This is a genomic window from Bacillus sp. FSL H8-0534, assembly GCF_038005885.1.
Lineage (GTDB): Bacteria > Bacillota > Bacilli > Bacillales > Bacillaceae_G > Bacillus_A > Bacillus_A pseudomycoides.
Map to the genome: position 1 here is coordinate 5102147 of NZ_JBBOUC010000001.1, position 21321 is coordinate 5123467.

At 32.7% G+C, this 21321-nt stretch carries 18 protein-coding genes, 1 tRNA gene and 2 pseudogenes; 13 read left to right on the forward strand and 8 right to left on the reverse strand.

The features are described from left to right. Nucleotides 1-111 precede the first annotated feature (111 nt). The 4 genes from MHH71_RS26190 to MHH71_RS26205 form a co-directional block, all read right to left on the reverse strand. A protein-coding gene (locus tag MHH71_RS26190) for an IS3 family transposase (RefSeq protein ID WP_098125495.1) occupies nucleotides 112-1274 on the reverse strand; the annotation gives its coding sequence in 2 pieces (ribosomal slippage) (nucleotides 112-1007 and nucleotides 1007-1274; 1164 coding nt in all). Between the two features lie 118 nt (nucleotides 1275-1392). Beyond that, a complete protein-coding gene (locus MHH71_RS26195; RefSeq protein ID WP_018781489.1) occupies nucleotides 1393-2544 on the reverse strand; it encodes a cysteine desulfurase family protein in 1152 nt (383 codons plus the stop codon). Nucleotides 2545-2562: 18 nt separating this feature from the next. After that, complete coding sequence (locus tag MHH71_RS26200; RefSeq protein WP_018781490.1) at nucleotides 2563-3456, reverse strand: LPD16 domain-containing protein; 894 nt, start codon at nucleotides 3454-3456, stop codon at nucleotides 2563-2565. Between the two features lie 21 nt (nucleotides 3457-3477). Beyond that, nucleotides 3478-3551: transfer RNA gene (locus MHH71_RS26205), tRNA-Cys, on the reverse strand. Nucleotides 3552-4101: 550 nt separating this feature from the next. On the opposite strand from MHH71_RS26205, the gene MHH71_RS26210 reads away from it, so the two are divergent. Together MHH71_RS26210 and MHH71_RS26215 are read left to right on the forward strand one after the other, a co-directional pair. Then, the gene (locus tag MHH71_RS26210; protein ID WP_006095570.1) at nucleotides 4102-5034 is read left to right on the forward strand and encodes a DMT family transporter; all 933 of its coding nucleotides are present in this window, start codon (nucleotides 4102-4104) and stop codon (nucleotides 5032-5034) included. A 140-nt stretch (nucleotides 5035-5174) separates the two neighbouring features. Next, nucleotides 5175-5825 carry a hypothetical protein gene (locus tag MHH71_RS26215; RefSeq protein ID WP_003199047.1) on the forward strand — a complete coding sequence of 217 codons (651 nt, stop codon included), beginning with the start codon at nucleotides 5175-5177 and terminating at the stop codon, nucleotides 5823-5825. 43 nt (nucleotides 5826-5868) lie between these two features. Here the strand turns inward: MHH71_RS26215 and MHH71_RS26220 are convergent, their stop codons facing one another. From MHH71_RS26220 to MHH71_RS26230, 3 genes are all read right to left on the reverse strand, one after another. Then, complete coding sequence (locus MHH71_RS26220; RefSeq protein WP_006095571.1) at nucleotides 5869-6219, reverse strand: hypothetical protein; 351 nt, start codon at nucleotides 6217-6219, stop codon at nucleotides 5869-5871. A 235-nt stretch (nucleotides 6220-6454) separates the two neighbouring features. Then, a complete protein-coding gene (locus tag MHH71_RS26225; protein WP_033799029.1) occupies nucleotides 6455-6880 on the reverse strand; it encodes a thioredoxin family protein in 426 nt (141 codons plus the stop codon). Next, complete coding sequence (locus MHH71_RS26230) at nucleotides 6877-7317, reverse strand: disulfide oxidoreductase (RefSeq protein ID WP_033799030.1); 441 nt, start codon at nucleotides 7315-7317, stop codon at nucleotides 6877-6879. Before MHH71_RS26230 ends, MHH71_RS26225 begins: the two co-directional genes overlap by 4 nt. Before the next feature lie 468 nt (nucleotides 7318-7785). Here MHH71_RS26230 and MHH71_RS26235 point away from each other — a divergent pair, with 468 nt between their 5' ends. Further along, nucleotides 7786-8814, forward strand: coding sequence for an oxidoreductase (locus MHH71_RS26235; protein ID WP_006095574.1), 1029 nt, complete (start codon nucleotides 7786-7788; stop codon nucleotides 8812-8814). Nucleotides 8815-8931: 117 nt separating this feature from the next. Here MHH71_RS26235 and MHH71_RS26240 read toward each other — a convergent pair whose 3' ends face one another. Next, complete coding sequence (locus MHH71_RS26240) at nucleotides 8932-9567, reverse strand: TetR/AcrR family transcriptional regulator (protein ID WP_006095575.1); 636 nt, start codon at nucleotides 9565-9567, stop codon at nucleotides 8932-8934. Between the two features lie 137 nt (nucleotides 9568-9704). Between MHH71_RS26240 and MHH71_RS26245 the strand changes: the two genes are divergently transcribed. From MHH71_RS26245 to MHH71_RS26290, 10 genes and pseudogenes are all read left to right on the forward strand, one after another. Next, nucleotides 9705-10598 (forward strand): ABC transporter ATP-binding protein, encoded by an 894-nt coding sequence (locus MHH71_RS26245; protein ID WP_003207942.1) that lies wholly within the window; start codon nucleotides 9705-9707, stop codon nucleotides 10596-10598. After that, the gene (locus MHH71_RS26250; RefSeq protein ID WP_033799032.1) at nucleotides 10591-11397 is read left to right on the forward strand and encodes an ABC transporter permease subunit; all 807 of its coding nucleotides are present in this window, start codon (nucleotides 10591-10593) and stop codon (nucleotides 11395-11397) included. The genes MHH71_RS26245 and MHH71_RS26250 overlap by 8 nt, the downstream gene beginning before the upstream one ends. Before the next feature lie 278 nt (nucleotides 11398-11675). Further along, a complete protein-coding gene (locus MHH71_RS26255) occupies nucleotides 11676-12209 on the forward strand; it encodes an RNA polymerase sigma factor (RefSeq protein WP_033799033.1) in 534 nt (177 codons plus the stop codon). A gap of 9 nt (nucleotides 12210-12218) precedes the next feature. After that, entirely contained in the window at nucleotides 12219-13220 is a 1002-nt protein-coding gene (locus MHH71_RS26260) for a hypothetical protein (RefSeq protein WP_006095578.1), read from the forward strand. A 61-nt stretch (nucleotides 13221-13281) separates the two neighbouring features. Continuing rightward, the gene (locus MHH71_RS26265) at nucleotides 13282-14331 is read left to right on the forward strand and encodes an LCP family protein (RefSeq protein ID WP_006095579.1); all 1050 of its coding nucleotides are present in this window, start codon (nucleotides 13282-13284) and stop codon (nucleotides 14329-14331) included. 89 nt (nucleotides 14332-14420) lie between these two features. After that, nucleotides 14421-14599, forward strand: a pseudogene (locus tag MHH71_RS26270) (cation:dicarboxylate symporter family transporter); the annotation flags it as partial. A 145-nt stretch (nucleotides 14600-14744) separates the two neighbouring features. Then, nucleotides 14745-14888, forward strand: a pseudogene (locus tag MHH71_RS26275) (C4-dicarboxylate ABC transporter); the annotation flags it as partial. Between the two features lie 353 nt (nucleotides 14889-15241). Further along, on the forward strand, nucleotides 15242-16948 hold the full coding sequence (locus MHH71_RS26280) for a peptide ABC transporter substrate-binding protein (RefSeq protein ID WP_006095581.1): 1707 nt from the start codon (nucleotides 15242-15244) through the stop codon (nucleotides 16946-16948). 383 nt (nucleotides 16949-17331) lie between these two features. Continuing rightward, entirely contained in the window at nucleotides 17332-19038 is a 1707-nt protein-coding gene (locus MHH71_RS26285; RefSeq protein WP_006095582.1) for a peptide ABC transporter substrate-binding protein, read from the forward strand. A 551-nt stretch (nucleotides 19039-19589) separates the two neighbouring features. Further along, nucleotides 19590-21296 carry a peptide ABC transporter substrate-binding protein gene (locus tag MHH71_RS26290; protein ID WP_006095583.1) on the forward strand — a complete coding sequence of 569 codons (1707 nt, stop codon included), beginning with the start codon at nucleotides 19590-19592 and terminating at the stop codon, nucleotides 21294-21296. The last annotated feature ends 25 nt before the right edge of the window (nucleotides 21297-21321 follow it).

The following is a 21321-nucleotide window of genomic DNA, read 5'->3' on the forward strand; positions in this document are numbered from 1 at the left end:
TTATAATCCTTTGTTAAAATCTTATACTGTTGCGAGGCACAAAAAAGCACTATTCTTTCTGTGGAAATATACAGTGGTCTGACCCCATTTGGTGAGACAAAGAAAAAACACCTAGACAACATGTTTCCTATAAGCTATAGGTGACATGTTATCTAATTTTCTCTGAATCCGTTCATTATTATAGTAGTGGATGTATTCATCCACAGTTTGTATTATACTAGCATTATTCGATTGTTTTATATTTTGCGCATAGAATCCTTCGGATTTCAAGTGAGAATGAAAGGATTCTATGAGGGCATTATCATGGCAGTTTCCTGTACGAGACATGCTTGTGATAATGCCTTTTTCTTTGGCATATGTTTGAAATTGTTTTGATGTATACACTTTTCCTTGATCCGAATGTAAAATCGTATCAATCACATTTCGCTTTCTTAAAGCTTCTTTTAGAGTATCTAATACAAGAGAAACATCCTGTGTCTCACCTATTTTATAACTTATAATTTCATTGTTAAACCCATCTATAATAGATGAAAAATAAAGAGTCTTATTGCCGAACATCAAATACGTGATATCCGTGAACCATTTTTCATTAGGCTTGGTAGCTTTAAATCTTCGTTGTATTCTATTTTTAGCTACCACTGGTTCATGACCGAGTACAAATGTCTTTTTCTTTTTTCTAACCCGAGATAATACGTTGTATTTTCTCATGATACGTAATACTTTTTTATGATTGATTACGATGTTAAATTGATTACGTAGACAAGCTGTAACCCGACGATATCCATACCGATATTTATGATGTTGACATATTTCTATTACGGTTTTTTCTTCATGATTAGTTACTGTTTTCTCCTGCTTTTTCCAACGATAATAAGTAGCACGTGAAATATCAAATATGGAACACAGTTCTGCAATTGTAAAAATTGATTGCCATTCCTTTATCATTTTCATTATTTCTTCTTTTCCTCCCACCTCCTTAAAATTTCTTGGCACTTTTCCAGCAATATAATCTTTGCCTTTAAATAACGTATTTCTAATTCTTTTTGTTCAAGTTCTGTTAACTTTTTTAAGCCTTTTCCATGTACAGATTGTCTTCCAATAGATTGTTCAAACCGATAGGTTTCGCCTTCACGATACCATTTCATCCAAGTTTTAATTTGAGCCACATGTTTAATTCCTAAGGCATCCATAATTTCTTTATTTTTGAATCCTTGGTGTTTCATTTCAACTACTTTCCACTTTATTTCGGCGGGATAATGCGTCTTTTTCCCCATACGAAAAACACCTCCATTAAAATCATAACTGATACTTACGATTTAGAGAGGTGTTTTTTATCGTCTCATTCTCAGGGTTCACTCCATACAGAAAGAATAGTGCTTTTTTATATTATTTTTAAAATCCCTGTTGCACGCAATAAATATCTTTAATTTTAGCTATAATCTCATCAACAGCGTATAAAATTTCTTCTTCACTTAAATATGGACTAATGGATATACGAATAGAACTATTGGCTTCTTCTTTGGATAATCCAATCTCTTGTAATACATATGACGGTTCTAAACTGTTTGAATTACAAGCAGATCCTGAAGAAATAGAAACAGTTCTCATACCTGCTATAAGTGTTTCTGAACTAATATTTGGGATCATTATATTTATGATATGAGGTATGCTATTTTCCATACATACATTTATGCGAGAAAGGGGTATTTCTTGTTGAATTTGATTTATAACAATTGTTCTTAATTTCAGTGCTTTTTCATAATTCTCTTTTAGTTCTAATATAGCTATATCACTAGCTACGCCCATGCCAGCTATTAGTGAAGTGGGTAATGTTCCACTCCGTAAATATGTTTGTTCACCACCAAACAATAAAGGACGAAAATATTCCTGTTTGTGCTGGTTTACATATAAAATGCCTATACCTTTTGGTCCGTAAATTTTATGTCCAGATAAAGATAAAGCATCTATGTCCAATTTTTTCACATCTATTGGTATTTTTCCAAAAGCTTGAACAGCATCTACATGTATCAATGTTTTATATTTTCTGCATAAAGCAGAAATCTCATTGATTGGTTGAATTGTTCCCACCTCAGAATTAACATATGCAAAACTAACAACTCTTGTATCATCATCTAATAAGCGACTCAATGAATCTAAGCAAATGGTTCCATCACGTTTAATGTCCACATATTTTACGATAATACCTCTTCTTTGTAACTCTTTTCCAACCTCTAAAATCGATTTATGGTCTATAGGTGAGAGAATTACATTTACGGGTTCTTTTTCATGATAATCAATTGCTCCTAACAACGCCAAGTTGTTACTTTCTGTTGCACCCGAAGTAAATATTATTTCTTCTTTATGAGCACCAATAGAAATTGCAATCTTACTTTTCGCTTGATACACCGCATACTGTGCTTTTTTTCCCATCACATGCTGAGATGAAGGGTTTGCAAATTCTGTTTTCATGTACTTTTCTACAACTTCAATCACTTTATTATGACATGGAGTAGTAGCAGCATAATCTAAGTACACCTGTCTCATAAGCATTGCCCTCCTTTATCACGAAGAAAACACAGAGAAATTAACGGTTTTTTCATAGATGTCTTCTTTTGACATTTCGCCACTTCCACCAGGATCCGCAACAATCACTTTCATCCCTGTTAAATTATATAGATTAAGAGCGATTTCAATACCTGTACGTACAGGTTGGTAACACTCTCCAGGTGCGAATAATAACAATGCTCTATAACCTGCCTTATGTACCTCAGCTATCATTTCTGTAATTTCTCCTGCACATCCAGTTACACCACAACTAATTAATGTTTTATAATTTCCATCCTCATCTACAAATGATACTTCGGATTGATTTTCTCGATCGTTTAACATTCTCTTTTCTAATTTTCCTTCTTTTACTAGCTTACTAGCGCTTTTTTGAAATCTATATTTAAGCCAAGTTTCAGGGAAAAAAATCGGATTTTTTCGGTTAGACAAGATACTCTGCTGATTAAAGTATTTACTCTTTTCTAAACTTGTAACGTAAGCTTCTGGAATTTCTGTATATCTCTCATAAAACTCTTTGCGAAGATCACTAACACTTGCATTTGTAGATGGAACGTATTGCCAATCATTAATTAACAATAGGTATTTAATGTCTTTAAATTGTTCATAAAATTGCTCGCCTAATTGAATTCCGATATTCCAAGTGTATAAAGGGAATATACCTACCCTACGTGAAATCCTCTCTTTCATCACATCTGTTTTCTGTTCTTCGATAATTCCAGGAGTTAAGCTATTTGTTTCTTCATTAAAAAAGAGCATAAAATGCCCTGACATAATTACTAATTCTTCTTGAGTAGTATTTTTTAATTCTTCACTGATTAACTTGATCATTTCTTCTTCTGATGCAACTAATTGATGAATTCCTTTCTTTTTTACATTCATTGAATTCGACATAAGTTACCTCCTTAAAATGTATGGAGGCAGTGCTTGGATTTGAACCAAGGAATTAGGTTTTGCAGACCTATGCCTTACCACTTGGCTACACTGCCATCATATAAAGTTTAGATACTAATTTGAAACTTGTTTATCATGTTGTTCATAGTATCATCCTTAAAAAATAACCGTCAATAATATTCTGAATATAATTATTTTTCTCAACATCAAAATGAATCCCAAGAAAATTTATTGAAAATATAAGCATTCAAATAAAATAAAGAGATATACAAGATATTTTAAAATAATAGTGTTTTTGAAGGATAAGAAACATAGCCATAAAAAACTTTTTTTTAGTCTATGGTTGATTATTCGGTATAAATTTCTCAAAAGATAATCAATTTTTTATTTTGCAAATATAAGATGCTACATGCTATTGTTAGTTATGATTTTTAGAAATTCTTATTTTCTAAAAGAGCTGATTCATTATAAACGAGTTTTCGGCCAAAGGGTAATTAACCATGAAATCATCATACATACAAGATCTTTCAACTCATAAAGGTTTAAGAGCTTATGCTATGTAACCAGTTGAATATCAAAATAATAACAAGCAACATGCTAAATAAAGCTATTAATACTAACAATTTAGTGAGAAAGGAATCCAATATGTCCAAACAAACAATTGCTTATATTCAAATGTCATTTGCAATGGTTGCAATTGGAAGCTTCGTTATTGTTAATAAGTACATTATTAAAGAACTTCCTATATTTATTGCTTCTGAGCTTAGATTACTGATTGCTTGCTTAATATTACTTCCTTTATTTTTATATAAAGGTGAAAAAATGCCTAAACTAGTAAAAAAGGATTACATCATATTTTTTCTTCAAAGTTTTATAGGGGTGTTTTTATTTAGTGTTTGCACATTATATGGTTTAAGACAAACAACAGCTTTAGATAGCGGCATTATTATGAGTTGTACGCCTGCAATAATGGCTTTAATCTCTTATTATTTTCTAAAAGAAAGATTAGGAATGAATAAAATAGGAGGGATTCTTTTAACTATTTTAGGTACATTGTCTATCAATGTTTTTGGTCAGGTATTAAATTTTAATGTAGGCTCGCACTCATTAATAGGAAATATGTTAATCTTCTGTGCTGTTATTGGAGAAGCGATTTTCTTTTCCTTTGGAAAATTAATTTCTACCCCTTTAAGACCTTTAACGATGACAACAATTATGAGTTTGACAGGTGCGGTATTATTTTTGCCTTCTGCAATATATCAATCTTTACATTTTAACTTTTTAACTGTATCTCCATTGGCGTGGCTACTCGTATTATATACAGGAGTTGTAATTACTGTATTAGCTGTTCTATTAATGAATCAAGGGTTAGAAGTGGTATCAGCGGGGACAGCGGCAGTATTTACTGCTTTAATGCCTATAAGCACAGTAATTTTATCAGCCTTTATATTACATGAACCTCTCTTCTGGTATCATATTTTTGGAATGACATTGGTTATTTTGGGTATTTTTGTTATTACTAACTCTTCGAGTGAAAGTAAAGAAATGTTTGAAAGAAGCAGGCAAGAAAATATGTAACAATAAATTTTCTCAATATAAGATTGCATATATTGTTGATTTCAATATTCAAAAAAACACATTGTTAATTTACAATAATTTAAGAACTATAGAACAGTAATAAATGTGTTAACTATATTCTGTAATAAAGGAGTCCATAAATGAAAAAAGTATATCCCTTTTTAATGACTGTATCTGTATGTATATTTATATCTGCTTGTTCCAATCAAACAAATTCTGAAAAAGAGGTAGAATCTGATAATAAAAAAGCTCCAATAGCTGAAACTAATGTAAAAGCTAAGCCTTATACAGAACCATTAACACAAGTAGGACAAAAAGCAAAGCATCCACTTGGAACAGTGATTCTAAAGCAATTAAGTGAGCCTAATACAATGATAGAAGCAGGGCCTCTTCATATTCAAGTAGAAAGAATTAAGGTAATTCAGAGTACAGAAGTAAGTGAAATTGGGAAATACAACTTAAAAGAACGAGGACTAGGTACAGAGCAAATGAATGCAATACAATTTACAACCACTTTAGAAAATACTTCAGATCAAGTACTTGATTTGGAACAAGGGCCTTTTAAAACACTTGTTTTAAGTAATGGTGAACAAGTAGATGTATATAAAATGAATGCGGATCCAAAAAGTCGAAGCTTAAATGCGAAGGAAAAAATGAAGTTTACACTTATCTGTTTCTTATCTCAAGCTCCAAATGATGTTAAATTCGTAAAAGTAATTACTGATGCGGTACGAGATCAGCAAACAAAAAATGAAGTGAGCACAGTAACTACTACTGAGATTACTATGTAAAAAAGAAAACAGCCTGATGAGGCTGTTTTCTTGTGTTTTCCAATTAAAAAGCGCAGTATCCAACAACTGGTTTAGAAGAACCAGTTTTAATGAAATAGTCAGGAGCAAAGCCTTGATCTAACTCACCACCATAGCCATTATCATCTACAAAATCCCAAACATTACTTCCCATATAAGATTCGCCATTCACATAGCAAAATAACCAAAGTTGAGTGCCATCTGGAATGTTTGATTCGGTCCGTGTGCCATTTATTGTTGGAGTTGTGCGAAGATCTAGCCCAGAACCTGTTTTTTGTACCGGATAAAAAGCAGCTTCCGTTACCGATTGACTTGCAAATAAAACCGAACCTGCTACCGCTACTGAAGCAATTGATAATGCAACTTTTTTAAACATACGTGTTACCTCCTAATAAATTATATTTTATTGCAGATGGGGAATCCCCCTCATACCTATCAAATAAAAATCATCCTTTATTTAAGATTGGTAAGCATGAGGGAGAGCCCCTTTACTCCCCTATAAATTAATAGAATGTATGGTTAAAAATAAAAAATAAAGCTAATGTTTGTTTCTTTATCAATACTCTAGTTATGAGTTTGAAAAAATAGCGTTTTTGGTAAAATAAAAACTCTTATTTGTTGTTTTTAAACCATGTTTGAAACGTTTGTAAAGACTGTTCGCCTAATATACGATTCATTTCCTTTCCATCTTTGTAAGAAATAATTGTAGGTGTTCCTTTTATTTGAAACATATCCCAACCTTGTTTATATTCTTCTAGATTCAAAACTTGCATATCAATATTCATATTTTTTGTCATAGGAACTACAATTGGTGAAATCCTTTGGCAATGCGGACAGGTTGTTTTGTAGAAATAAACTATTTTTGTTTTGTGATTTGATAGATCTTGTTGCAATTGTTCAGGGGTAATTTGATTTTTATAATAATTTACCTCCTCAGTACTTATGGTTTTTTCACTTTTTGTTCCTTTATTGGTTAGAACAAAAATAAGTGTAAATATTGATAAAATAGTAATAATGAAAAAAAGCATTTTTTTCATATACTGTTTCTCTCCTTGCTTATTTTCATAAGAATAAAGCCACAAATAATAATAAGAAGAAAGGCTAATAGAGCGAGAAATGGGATTGTAATAAATCCGAACCAATCTAAATAATCCCCTGTGCAAGGTATTCTCCCACATGATGTTCCGTTTTCAGATAAAAATGGGATTTTTTGAAGGGAATAGTGATAGGCAGCTATACATGCGCCAATGATAGCGAGAATCAAACTATAAATCCCAATTCTATAATCTTTTCGTATAATAGCTGTTCCTAGTAAAAGAACTAGTGGATACATGAGAATACGTTGATACCAGCATAATGTACAGGGCTCATATTTCATTATTTCAGACAGATATAAACTCCCGAGGGTTGCAATAAAGGAAACCGACCAGCTACTAAACAATATGTATTCTAGTTTTTTTTCTGTATTGTTCATGACTTCACCCTTCCTTTTTTAAAGATGGAAATAATGAAATAAATCCTCCAAGAAAATAGAAGATAAAAAATAAATTTTAAAAATAGTTAGCTCAAGAGTTATTATAAATTATGTTTTTGTTTTGTATATTGAGAAAATTTTGATTTTATAAAATCTTATAGAAGAATAAAGTAAATAAGGTGAGAAGAATTGAAAGTAGGCATATGCTTTTTGGGGAATGCCTATGCCTATCAAGCAAATGTTTTATAGTACTCTCAAAACGAAAATTTCTTCTCTACAGTCATTTATAAGAATTCAGTTTGCCTTGTTATTTAAGTAACGGCTAATAATCAGTGGGGTATGAAGAAATCCCCACTGATTAAAGCTTTACTTTATTTTTACCGATCTAAGAATGAGCAAATGGTTATGTAAATAAAATAAAACTTGATATAATAACTATGAAATCGTTCTCAAATATGGAGGGAATATATGAAAAAAATAGGAGTAGGGATTGTAGGATTTGGATTTTCAAGTACAACATTTCACATCCCTTTATTACAAACGATTGATGAATATGATATTCGCGCTATTGTATCTTCGAAAGAAGAAGTAGTAAAGCAGGCATTACCAACTGTGCAAGTTGTTAACACAATTGAAGAATTGGTAGAACGAGAAGATATTGATCTTGTTGTTATTACGTCACCAAATACAACGCATTTTCCATTTGTAAAAGAAGCTATTGTACATGGAAAACATGTCGTTGTAGAAAAGCCATTTGTTGTTTCAGTTGAAGAGGGTGAAGAACTTATTAGATTGGCGAAAGAGCATAATGTCTTTGTTAGTGTTTATCATAATCGCCGCTTTGATAATGATTTTTTAACAATAAAGAAATTAATTGAGGAAAAACAAATTGGAAATGTGTATACATATGAAGCGCATTTTGATCGCTTCCGTCCTCATGTACGTGAGCGCTGGCGTGAAAAGAACTTACCAGGATCGGGGATTTTATACGATCTAGGATCGCATTTAATTGACCAGGCATTACATTTATTCGGAAAACCAGATGCTGTTAGTGCGGATATAGTAAAGCAACGACCTGGGGCAGAAACGGATGATTATTTCCATATTGTACTTTACTATGGAATCAAGCGTGTCATTTTACATAGTAGTAGTTATGTGAAACATGCAGGCCCTCATTTTAGTGTTCATGGGGATAAAGGCTCAATTGTTAAATATGGTATGGATTCACAAGAAGACCAATTAAAAGCTGGTATGAAGCCAGGTGATATAGGATATGGAGAAGATAGTGAAAGTAATTTTGCTGTTTTAGAAACAGAAGAAGAAGTGAAGCATATTCCAACAGAAGTGGGATGCTATGAAATGTATTATAAAGGAATTCGAGATAGTATAGTAAATGGTATGCAACCTCCTGTAACAGCTGAAGAGGGTTTACAGGTGATTCAACTTATTCAATTGGCAATTGAAAGTAGTGAAACAGGTAGAGTTATCTCACTATAAGTTAAAAAGACACGATTTCGTGTCTTTTTTTATGGGTTTTAGGATTGGAATATATGTTTTTGTTGTGGGATATAATTTTTCTCTTCGAATGAAATATAAACAATTCAAATTATTAATCTAATTTTCCCGAGTGACATTTTCAGGGTTGGAAAGCCCATAAAAAAACATCGTAATGATATCTTTTATATGTTTTTCACGATCGTCCTCCAAGAGTTGTACACCGTAATCTTCGCCGAACTTACTGAACATTTGAATGTATAGTAATATCATTTCTTTTGAAAGATTGGGATTAATTTCATTTTTACGTTGTGCATTTTCTAATATCTCTAAAAACCAAGGCAGGACTGTTTCATTTTGGTAACGATATATAAATTCGCGAAGCTCTGGATCTTTTTGGATTACTTGCAACAGCATATCAGGGTGAAATAAACTACCACTCTCCATTTTACGTCGCATCATCTTATGAAACATCTCTTGAAATGTCATATTTTCAGCTGCTATCTCTTGATAGAATTGAAACTCAGTCGTCGCAAATTCGTGAATAAGCTCCCGGAAAAGCGCATCTTTACTACCAAAATGATTATAAATGGTAACTTGAGATACTTTTGCTTTTTTTGCGATGTCCTCTATTTTTACTTCATTAAATCCACGCTCTGAAAATAATGATAACGCAGCGTCTTTAATGGCGCGTTTTTTCTTTTCTTTTACTTTTTCAAAACCGTTCAATACAATCACCTCATTTAAAATATACAAGAAAATAGAGATGAAAACAATATTTTTGAAATATGAACATAAAAATATTTCAAAAAGTTGTTGCCAATTTAAATAGAGAGGAGTACAATAATTTTGAAATATAAAACACGAAATATTTCAAAAAATGAGGTGGAATAATGATTTCAGTCCAAAATGTCACAAAAAAATTTTCAAATGGAAAAGGATTATTTGATATTACTTTTCAAGTAAAAGAAGGTGAAGTTTTCGGTTACCTAGGGCCAAATGGTGCAGGGAAATCAACAACGATTCGTAATTTAATGGGATTTATAAAGCCAACTGCTGGTCATGCAGAAATTTTCGGTCTAGACTGCTGGAACGAAGCTGCAAAAATTCAAAGGGAAGTTGGTTATTTACCAGGGGAAATTTCCTTTATAGAAGGAATGAATGGATTAGAATTTTTAAAACTTATGCAAGGTATGCGCGGATTGAAAGATGTAAAGAGACGTGATGAGCTTATTGAAAGATTACAATTTGATGTGAAAACACCAATTCGGAAAATGTCTAAAGGGATGAAACAAAAAGTAGGAATTGTAGCTGCATTTATGCATGATCCAGAAGTGTTAATTTTGGATGAACCAACGTCAGGATTAGATCCACTCATGCAGCAAACTTTTATTGATTTAATACTAGAGGAAAAACAAAAAGGAAAGACAATCCTTATGTCATCCCATATTTTCACAGAAATTGAGCGGACATGTGACCGGGTAGCTATTATTAAGGATGGTCGCCTTGTAACGGTGGAAAATATTCATGATTTACAAGGCATGAGAAGACAGGTAATGGATGTAACGGTTTCATCTCAAGTGGAAATGCGTTCTTTACAAAAGGAAAATTTACACTTTGAAGCGGTGAAGGGGAATACAGCGTCCATTATTGTACAGGGGAATTATCAGGAAGTATTACAAACGCTTGCTAGGTATAATGTGAAAGCACTTCAAACGAGGGCGATGGATTTAGAACATTTATTTATGCATTATTATGATGCGAAGGAGGGTGTGAAACATGAATAAACAGCTGTTTTTAGCTAGCTTTAAAGAAAATCAAAAAAGCATATGGAGTTATTCAATTGGTGCGGCTCTTTATTTGTGGTTATTAATTTGGATATTTCCATCGCTCGTATCTGCGAAAGGATTAAATGAAATGATAGATGCTATGCCAGATAGTGTGAAAAAGATTGTTGGCATGGAAAATTCGATTCAAAATGTAAGTGATTTTTTAGCAGGTGAATACTATGGCATGTTGTTTCTAATTATATTGACAATTTTTAGTGTAACGGTTGCTACACATGTAATGGCTTGTTATGTAGATAAAGGGGCGATGGCTTATTTGTTGGCAACACCGGTATCTAGAGTGAAAATTGCAATAACACAAGGGGTAGTTCTTATTCTAGGATTGCTGATTATTATACTTGCGACGTATGGAGCTGGTGTATTAGGAGCAGAGTGGCTCTTGAAAGATAACAATTTAAATCAAGAAGTATTCTTCAAAATGAATTTAGTTGGGGGGCTGTTGTTTTTCGTAGTCAGTGCCTATTCATTTTTATTCTCTTGTATATGTAACGATGAAAGAAAAGCTCTTAGTCTTTCTGCCAGTGTTACAATTTTGTTTTATTTACTAGATATGGTAGGGAAATTAAGTGATAAGCTAGAATGGATGAGAAATATATCATTATTTACGTTGTTCCGTCCAAAAGAAATTGTGGCAGGGACATATAACATATGGCCGGTAAGTATGGGATTAATTTTTGGTGCGATTTGTATCTTTGTAGTAGCGATTGTATTGTTCAAAAAGAGAGATTTACCGCTATAGATAAATAGAGTTGAAAAGATAGTTAGTTCCTTTATAAACTAACTATCTTTTTTTATTTCTGGAAAATTATAAAAAAAGTGAACCTTTTTCCCCACTAAACCATCTAATAAGTGTAAAGTTTTATTGGAAGATATAAAGTGAAACTTTAATTAGTAGGGGATTTCTTCATCCCCAATTGATTATTAGCCCGCCCCACCTAACTTCTTTGCTTTCGCTGGATTTTGAGGTGGTGGGTCTTACTGCCCCGCAAATAGCGGGATAAAACGGGAGGATAGACAGTGAAAGTAATACCTGTATATAAAATAATGGTAAAAGAAGAGGGTAATGTTTCTTTAGCTAAAAACGGTGATCATGAAGCATTTGTCTCTTTAATACATACACATAAAGTTCAGCTCTATCGTATAGCCAAAGCAATGCTATATGATGAGAATGACGTAGAAGATGCGATACAAACAACAATTCTAAAGGCTTATGAAAATATAAAAAAGCTTAAAAATGAAGAGTTTTTCCAAACATGGTGCATTCGAATCCTGATGAATCAGTGTAATGAAATGATACGATCACGAAAAAAGGTAATTGCGATAGAAGGAAATAATGATTATATGATAGCATTTGATTCTTATGAAGATATAGATCTTCATAATGCAATTCAGTCTTTAAATGAAGAATTAAAAGCTGTAACAGTACTCTACTATTATGAAGATATGAATCAAGAAAATATTGCGGCATTATTAGAAATACCAAAAGGAACTGTTAAATCAAGGTTGTCACGGGCAAGAGAACAATTGCAGAAGCAATTACGAATGGAATAGGAGGTGTATATGTTGGATAAGGATGAATTATTTGATGAAAAACTGAAAAAGCGAATAGACCGAGAGAAAACAATGTTACCGGAGCATTTGAATCGGAAAATTAATGATACATTACATAATCTCCCGGTTAAGAAGAAGTCTTATAGAGTTCAAGCTATGGCTGTTAGTGTGGCAATAATGGCATTGTCAATCGTTTCTATGTTTGAATTTTCTGTGCAAAGTTTTGCGCAAAAAGGTGGAGTATTTGAATATGTAACGAAAAAGGCATTTTCAGATTATGAAAATGAGGAAGAAACAAAATCTAATGTAAATTATCCTGAAAAAGAAAAAATTCACAAAAAAATGCTGGATTCAATCGATCATTTTAAAAATGTTAAGGGGCAATTTGAAGAGTACTCTAGTTCATCTCGCCTAATTACTACTTATAAGTACGCAATTGATACAAGGAATCAGAGAGGGATTTCTTCTAAAGAGGATCGTCAGTCAAAAAAAATGACAGTTTTATATAACCAAGGGAAAAAACAAGAATTTAATGATAAAGATTATACATATAAAGAAGTGAGATGGAAGTCAGAACCTAAAAATATAGAGTTACTAAAACTAACACCTACTGAAAGAGCATTTAATAAAGTGGGGGAGAAAAAGCGGTATGATGATGAATATGTCGGACTAGCAAAATATAGTATTCAATCGGAGTTTGCAAATTTGTTAATTCGATATAAAGATTGGAATTTTAAAGAAACAAAGTATCTTGGATTAGACTGTTATAAAATAGAGGGCGTTATAAACATAGAGATGCCTTTAAGTACATCTGAAGACTTAAGAGGAAAATTCGAAATGATTGTAGAAAAAAATACGGGGATTATGTTGAATTTTCTTAGTTTTCATAATGGAATGATCCAGTATTCTATTACTACGGAAAAGATACAAATAAACAAAGGGATTGATGAGAACGTATTTCAAAAAGATGTTTCTTCATACGAAAAATTGAAAAATGTATTGAATAAATAATGATCTTGTTATTTTGATAGTTTTTAATTCGTATAGAATAATAAATATCGGGGGAGCTAATATGGAGAAGAATTTATCTTCACGTGAAAAAAAGAATAAGAAAAAATATAAAAAAGGAAAAGTGATAGGGATATTTGTAGGGGTGTTGTTAGCTGTTGGAATAGGATATGGTGCGTATCTGTATAATAAAACTTCAAATGCGGTACAAAAAGCTTCTCTCAGTCTAGCACGTGGTGAGAAATCTGATTTGCGTGAGGAAGTTGTAAAGCCAATAACAAATAATGTTTCTCTTTTAATTATGGGCATTGATGAAAATCAAGAGCGTCAAAAAGAATATAATGGTGCATTTCATACAGATGCATTATTACTAGCTACTTTTAATAAGGATGATAAGACAGTCAAGTTAATAAGCATACCACGTGATACGTATACATATGTTCCAATCGAAAAGAAAAAGGATAAAATAACACATGCATATGGTAGGGGCTTTGTAAAGAACGGAAAGGATGGAGGACCGCAAGCGTCTGTTGAAGCGGTAGAAAAATTATTACATGTACCAGTTGATTATTTTGTGAAATTCAATTTTAATTCATTTATAAAAATTGTTGATGATTTGGGTGGTATTGAAATAGATGTTCCAATTGAGTTTTCTGAACAAAATAGTAAAGATGAACCGGAGGCTATTCATTTAAAAAAAGGAATGCAAACATTAACTGGTGAACAAGCACTTGCTCTTGCAAGAACACGTCATATCGATAGTGATGCTATGAGAGGACAGCGTCAGCAGCTTGTCATTGAAGCGATCTTAACAAAATTAAAAAGTGCGGGATCTGTTACGAAAATAGGAAAGATGATTGATGCTGTAGATGGTGAGTTTAAGACAAACTTAGCTTTGGCTGATATGCTGTCGTTTTATAAATACGGATTAAATGCTTCAATTGAGAAAATTCAATTAGCTGGAGATGATTTGTATTTACCGAATGGGCCGAAAGGTGAACGAGTCTATTATTATAATCCAGATACAAAGAGTTTGAGAGAACTTAGTAATATACTTCGAATACATCTTGGATTAAGTGAACAGCAAATTAAAAAAGAAGATGGGGAGAGTTAAAGTATATGAAAAACATAATATAAAATATTTTTTAGTAAAGCAGATCATTATAAATATCTGCTTTTTTGTTTGAATGATACAGTGAAGGTTTTTACCTCGATCTTTCGCTTGGTCAACAATTAACAACAATAGCTATTTTGTTAGTTACTTTAAAAGGGGAAGTTGCTGTAACTGGCGAGGGCTTTATGCATTGGCATCAACTTTATCAGCGATGCGTGTTATTCCGTTAGAAGGATTAGCTCGTCTATTAGGGGGGGATCGTTTTATCCCGCATTAATGGGCAGTAAGACCCACACCTCAAAATTTGGCAAAAGCAAAGAAGTTAGGTGGGGGATGAACTGCCCGTAAAAGCCCGATTGGTTCAACTAATAATCAGTGGGGGATGAAGAAAACCCCACTGATTAAAGTTTCACTTTATGTCAGAAACGCGCGCTATCGTAAATTTAATTGGTAATGGTATTGCAACTGTAGTTGTTGCGAAAAGCGAAAATGAATTTAATGAGGGGAAAGATAAACAGATGCTAATAGGTATGCAAAAAGAAAAAATAGCCGGATAAAAAGGTCAGTAAAGCTGACCTTTTTTATTTTGTTAAGAAAGGATTTACTAGAATTATACATTATTTATTAACAATAATTCAGAAGAGTTTTCTTTACAATTGGAATAAATAGAAGAAAAATCAAATGCATATAGTAATACAAGAAAATTCTATATCAACGTAATAGAATGTTTATGAATATTACTGTAATAAAATAATTTTTACAAAATTTTTAATAATAATACTTTACAAAAAACAAAAAATTAGTAGAATAATAGTTAATAGGAATCTTTTGATAAGAATATAAAGAAAAACAGAATTATCAGAAATTTCTTAATCTAGAAACGTACAGGAAATTAGGGAGGGTACAAAAAATGAAAAAGAAAAAGATGAAGAAATTAACAGCAGTCGTAGCACCAGTTTTAGCAATGAGTATGGCATTAACAGCATGTTCTACAGGTGGAGACAAAAAAACAAGTACGAATTCAAGCGGAAGTGATAGCAAATCGGATGCTAAATTAGCGGCAAAGCAAGTGCTGAATCGTACAGAAACAAACGAAATTCCAACAATGGATACTTCGAAATCAACAGATACTCTTGGATCACAAATTTTAGGGAATACAATGGAAGGGTTATATCGCCTTGATAAAGATAATAAGCCAATCCCAGCTGCAGCTGAATCAAGTACGAAAAGTGAGGATGGCAAAAAATATACATTTAAACTTCGTAAAGACGCAAAGTGGTCAAACGGTGACCCAGTAACAGCGAAAGATTTCGTGTTTGCATGGCAACGTTTGTTAGATCCAAAGACAGCTGCTGAGTATTCGTTTATTGCATACTATATTAAAAATGCAGAAGCGATTAATAAGGGGAAAGCGGAAGTATCTACGCTAGGTGCAAAAGCGGTAGATGATTATACACTTGAAGTTGAACTAGAAAACGCAGTTCCGTATTTCTTAAACTTAACAGCATTCCCATCGTACTATCCATTAAATGAAAAGTTCGTAAAAGAAAAAGGAGATAAATTCGGTTTAGAATCTGATACAGTTGTTTACAATGGACCGTTTGTTCTTACAGATTGGAAGCATGAGGAAGGCTGGAAGCTGAAGAAAAATGATAGTTATTGGGATAAAAAGAATGTGAAGTTAGACGAAGTTAACTATAGTGTTGTAAAGGATATGGCAACTCGTGTAAATTTATATGATAGTGGCCAAATTGACTTTACTTTATTAGCTGGAGAGTTTGTTGACAAATATAGAAATAAAAAAGAAGAATATGGAGTATATTCAGAACCAAGTACGTTCTACTTACGTTTAAATCAAAAACGTGCTGGCCAAGATACACCACTAAAGAGCAAAAAATTACGTGAAGCAATTGCGTTGTCAATTAATAAAAAAGATTTAACGAATGTAATCTTAAATGATGGTTCTAAACCTGCTGATTACTTAGTGCCAAAAGGATTAGCGAATGGACCAGACGGTAAAGATTTCCAAGAGACGTTTAAAACTGGCCTGAAAAATGACACTAAAAAAGCAGCGGCAGCTTGGGAAGAAGCGAAAAAAGAGCTTGGTAAAGATCAAGTGACACTTGAGTTCTTGAACTATGATACAAGTAATGCGAAAAAAGTTGGAGAATATGTAAAAGACCAAATTGAGAAAAACTTAAAAGGTGTAACAGTTAATATTAAAATGCAGCCGTTCAAACAAAAGCTGAAATTAGAATCTGAACAAGATTATGATTTCTCATATGGTGGCTGGAACCCAGACTATGCGGATCCAATGACATATTTAGATATGTTCGAATCAACAAATTCTCAAAACCAAATGAGCTACTCAAATCCAAAATATGATGAAATCATCAAAAAAGGAAAAACAGAGTTAATGGCAGATGCGAAGAAACGTTGGGAAGAGTTAGGAAAGGCAGAAAAACTGTTGCTTGAAGAAGATGTAGCGCTTGTACCGTTATACCAAAGTGCTAAATCGTATGTAATGAAACCAAACGTAAAAGGTGTTGTAAAACATAACATCAGTCCAGAATACAGCTTCAAGTGGGCTTACGTAACAGAAGAAAATAGTAAGTAATAGAAAGATAGAAAAGCATTTCTAAAGGTAGGTTGTCTACTTTTGGAGGTGCTTTTTTCTATGTAATGAATCTTGTTTAAAGAGACTTTAGATATTAGAAGTGGTGTTTGATATAAAATTTATATATGAATAATTTTATATTCATTTAAATGAATGATAAGAAGGGTATTGCTGTCATATAGTGAATGGAGAGATTTTGTAAAGTAGTGTGACTAAAATATACTATCATTATAGTAGAAAATATTTTCGAGATTAAAAAAAATAACTTTACAAAACATAAAAAAATAGTAGAATATTAACTAATAAGAATTTTCTGATAATACAAATATATCAGAAATCTAACAAGGTTATCATCGTACATATAATTTAGGGAGGGTACACAAATGAAAAAGATTAAGAAGTTAACAGCGGTTGTAGCACCAGTTTTAGCAATGAGTATGGCATTATCGGCATGCTCGGGATCAGGTGGGGATAAGAAGACAAGTACAACGTCTAATAGTGGTGAAGAGAAAAAATCTGATATTAAATATGCAGCAAAACAAGTATTAAATCGTACAGAAAATCAGGAAATTCCAACAATGGATACTTCTAAAAATACAGATACTCTTGGGTCGCAAATTTTAGGGAATACGATGGAAGGGCTATATCGCCTTGATAAAGATAATAAACCAATCCCAGCTGCAGCTGAATCTAGCACGAAAAGTGAGGATGGTAAAAAATATACATTTAAGCTTCGTAAAGATGCAAAATGGTCAAATGGTGATCCAGTAACAGCGAAAGATTTCGTGTTTGCATGGCAGCGCTTACTTGATAAAAACACAGCTTCTGAATATGCGTTTATTGCTTACTATATTAAAAATGCAGAAGCAATTAATAAAGGAGAAGCAGACATATCTACATTAGGTGCTAAAGCGGTTGATGATTATACCCTTGAAGTGGAATTAGAAAAGCCTGTTCCGTATTTCTTAAATTTAACGGCATTCCCATCATACTATCCATTAAATGAAAAGTTTGTAAAAGAAAAAGGGAATAAATTCGGTTTAGAGGCGGATACAGTTTTATATAATGGACCATTTGTAATGTCTGAGTGGAAGCATGAGCAAGGTTGGAAGTTGAAGAAAAACGATAATTATTGGGATAAAAAGAGTGTGAAACTAGAGGAAATTAACTATAGTGTTGTAAAAGACGTAGCTACAAAAGTGAACTTATATGATACTGACGCAATTGACTTTACATTATTATCAGGAGAGTTTGTTGATAAATATAAACCGAAGAAAGATGAATATGGTGAGTATGCAGAATCAAGCACTTTCTTCTTACGTTTGAATGAAAAACGTGGTGGCCAAGATACGCCGCTGAAAAATAAAAAGTTACGTGAAGCAATTGCATTGTCAATTGATAAAAAAGGTTTAGCAAATGTTATCTTAAACAACGGTTCTAAAGCAACGGATCAATTAGTACCAAAAGGACTAGCAACTGGTTCAGACGGTAAAGATTTCACAGAAACATTTAAAAATGGTTTAAAGCAAGATACGAAAAAAGCAGCTGCAGCATGGGAAGAAGCGAAAAAAGAACTTGGTAAAGACCAAGTGGCAATTGAATTGTTAAGTTATGATGATGGAACAGCGAAAAAGGTTGCTGATTATGTAAAAGACCAAATTGAGAAAAATTTAAAAGGTGTAACAATTAATACGAAAATCCAGCCGTTTAAACAAAAGTTAAAACTAGAGACAGCGCAAGACTATGAAATCTCTTACGCAGGTTGGAGCCCAGACTATGCAGATCCAATGACATTTATCGATATGTTTGAAACAAAGAGCCCTTATAACCAAATGAGCTACTCAAATCCAAAATATGATGAAATGGTTAAAAAAGCAGGAAATGAATTAATGTCTGATCCGAAGAAACGTTGGGAAGAGTTAGGAAAAGCAGAAAAATTATTGCTTGAAGAAGATGTAGCAATGGTGCCACTATATCAAACAGGTAGAGCATATGTAATGAAACCAAATGTAAAAGGAATTGTAAAACATAATATTAGTCCAGAATACAGCTTTAAGTGGGCGTATGTAGAGGAAAAAGGCGGAAAATAATATGAAATTAGAAAAGAGCCTCCGGAAGTAGGTCAACTACTTTTGGAGGTGCTTTTTCATGGAAAGAATCTTGTTTATAATTTGTTTTATTGCTAAAAGGATAAAAATTCATAAATACTACAATAAAAGTAGTATTTATGAATTTTTAAGATAATATAATCTCATCTCATATTGATTAAGAATGGCAGTGAGGGATTAAAAGGCAATAAGACTCCTACCACAAAAGTTAGTGAAGGTGGGGGATGAAGAAAACCCACACTGATTAAAGTTTCACTTTATAGAGAGAAAGGAGGTTATATATAATTCGAAAAAATAGAGATGAATAAGAAAGCTTTAGTGCTCATATAGTAGATGGGGAGAATCTTGTAATTGTGCTATTAAAAAGCGAATCATTATTATAGAAAAACTATTTTCAGAATTTTGAAAAATAACTTTACAAACTTGAAAAAAATAGTAGAATATTAATTAATAAGAATTTTCTGATAATATCATAAGTATTAGAAAATCTCTCAAATGTATCATCGTACATATAATTTAGGGAGGGTACACAAATGAAAAAGATCAAGAAACTAACAGCGGTTGTGGCACCGGTTTTAGCAGTAAGTATGGCGTTATCGGCATGCTCGGGGTCAGGTGGGGATAAGAAGACAAATACAACGTCTAATAGTGGTGAAGAGAAGAAATCGGATATTAAATATGCAGCAAAACAAGTACTAAATCGTACAGAAACAAACGAAATTCCAACGATGGATACTTCTAAAAATACAGATACTCTTGGGTCACAAATTTTAGGGAATACAATGGAAGGGTTATATCGCCTTGATAAAGATAATAAGCCAATCCCAGCTGTGGCAGAATCAAGTACGAAAAGTGAGGATGGAAAAAAGTATACATTTAAACTTCGTAAAGATGCAAAATGGTCTAATGGAGATCCTGTAACAGCAAAAGATTTCGTATTTGCATGGCAACGGTTAGTAGATCCAAAGACAGCTGCTGAATACGCATTTATTGCTTATTATATTAAAAATGCAGAAGCAATTAACAAAGGAAAAGCAGAAGTATCTACTTTAGGTGCAAAAGCAGTAGATGATTATACACTTGAAGTTGAGCTGGAAAGCGCAGTTCCATATTTCTTGAACTTAACGGCATTTGTATCGTATTACCCACTAAATGAAAAGTTCGTAAAAGAAAAAGGAGATAAATACGGTTTAGAATCTGATACGGTAGTTTACAATGGGCCGTTTGTTCTAACTGACTGGAAGCATGAAGATGGTTGGAAGTTAAAGAAAAACGATAATTATTGGGATAAAAAGAATGTGAAACTAGAAGAAATTAACTATAGTGTTGTAAAAGACGCAGCTACTCGTGTGAATCTATATGATAGTGGTCAAATTGACTTTTCTTTATTAACTGGGGAGTTTGTTGATAAATATAAATCGAAGAAAGATGAATTTGGAACATATCTGGAACCAAGTACATTCTACTTACGCTTGAATCAAAAACGTGCTGGTCAAGATACACCACTAAAGAGCCAAAAATTACGTGAAGCAATTGCGTTGTCAATTAACAAAAAGGATTTAGCAAATGTAATTTTAAATGATGGTTCCAAACCTGCCGATTTCTTAGTTCCAAAAGGATTAGCGAATGGACCGGACGGTAAAGATTTTCAAGAAACGTTTAAAAACGGTTTAAAACAAGATTCTAAAAAAGCAGCGGCGGCTTGGGAAGCAGCGAAGAAAGAGCTTGGTAAAGATCAAGTGACACTTGAATTCTTAAACTATGATACGAGTAATGCAAAAAAAGTTGGTGAGTATGTAAAAGATCAAATTGAGAAAAATTTAAAAGGTGTAACAGTTAACATTAAAATGCAGCCATTTAAACAAAAATTAAAATTAGAATCTGAGCAAGATTATGATTTCTCATATGGTGGTTGGAACCCAGACTATGCAGATCCAATGACATATTTAGACATGTTTGAATCAACAAATTCTCAAAACCAAATGAGTTATTCAAATCCAAAATATGATGAAATGATTAATAAAGGGAAGAAAGAATTAATGGCAGATGCGAAGAAACGCTGGGAAGAATTAGGGAAGGCTGAAAAACTATTGCTTGAAGAAGATGTAGCGCTAGTACCGTTATTCCAATCAGGTAGATCTTATGTATTACAACCAAATGTAAAAGGAATTGTAAAACACAATATCAGCCCAGAGTATAGCTTTAAGTGGGCATATGTAACAGAGAAAGATAGCAAGTAATTAAAAAAGCATTTCCAATGGTAAT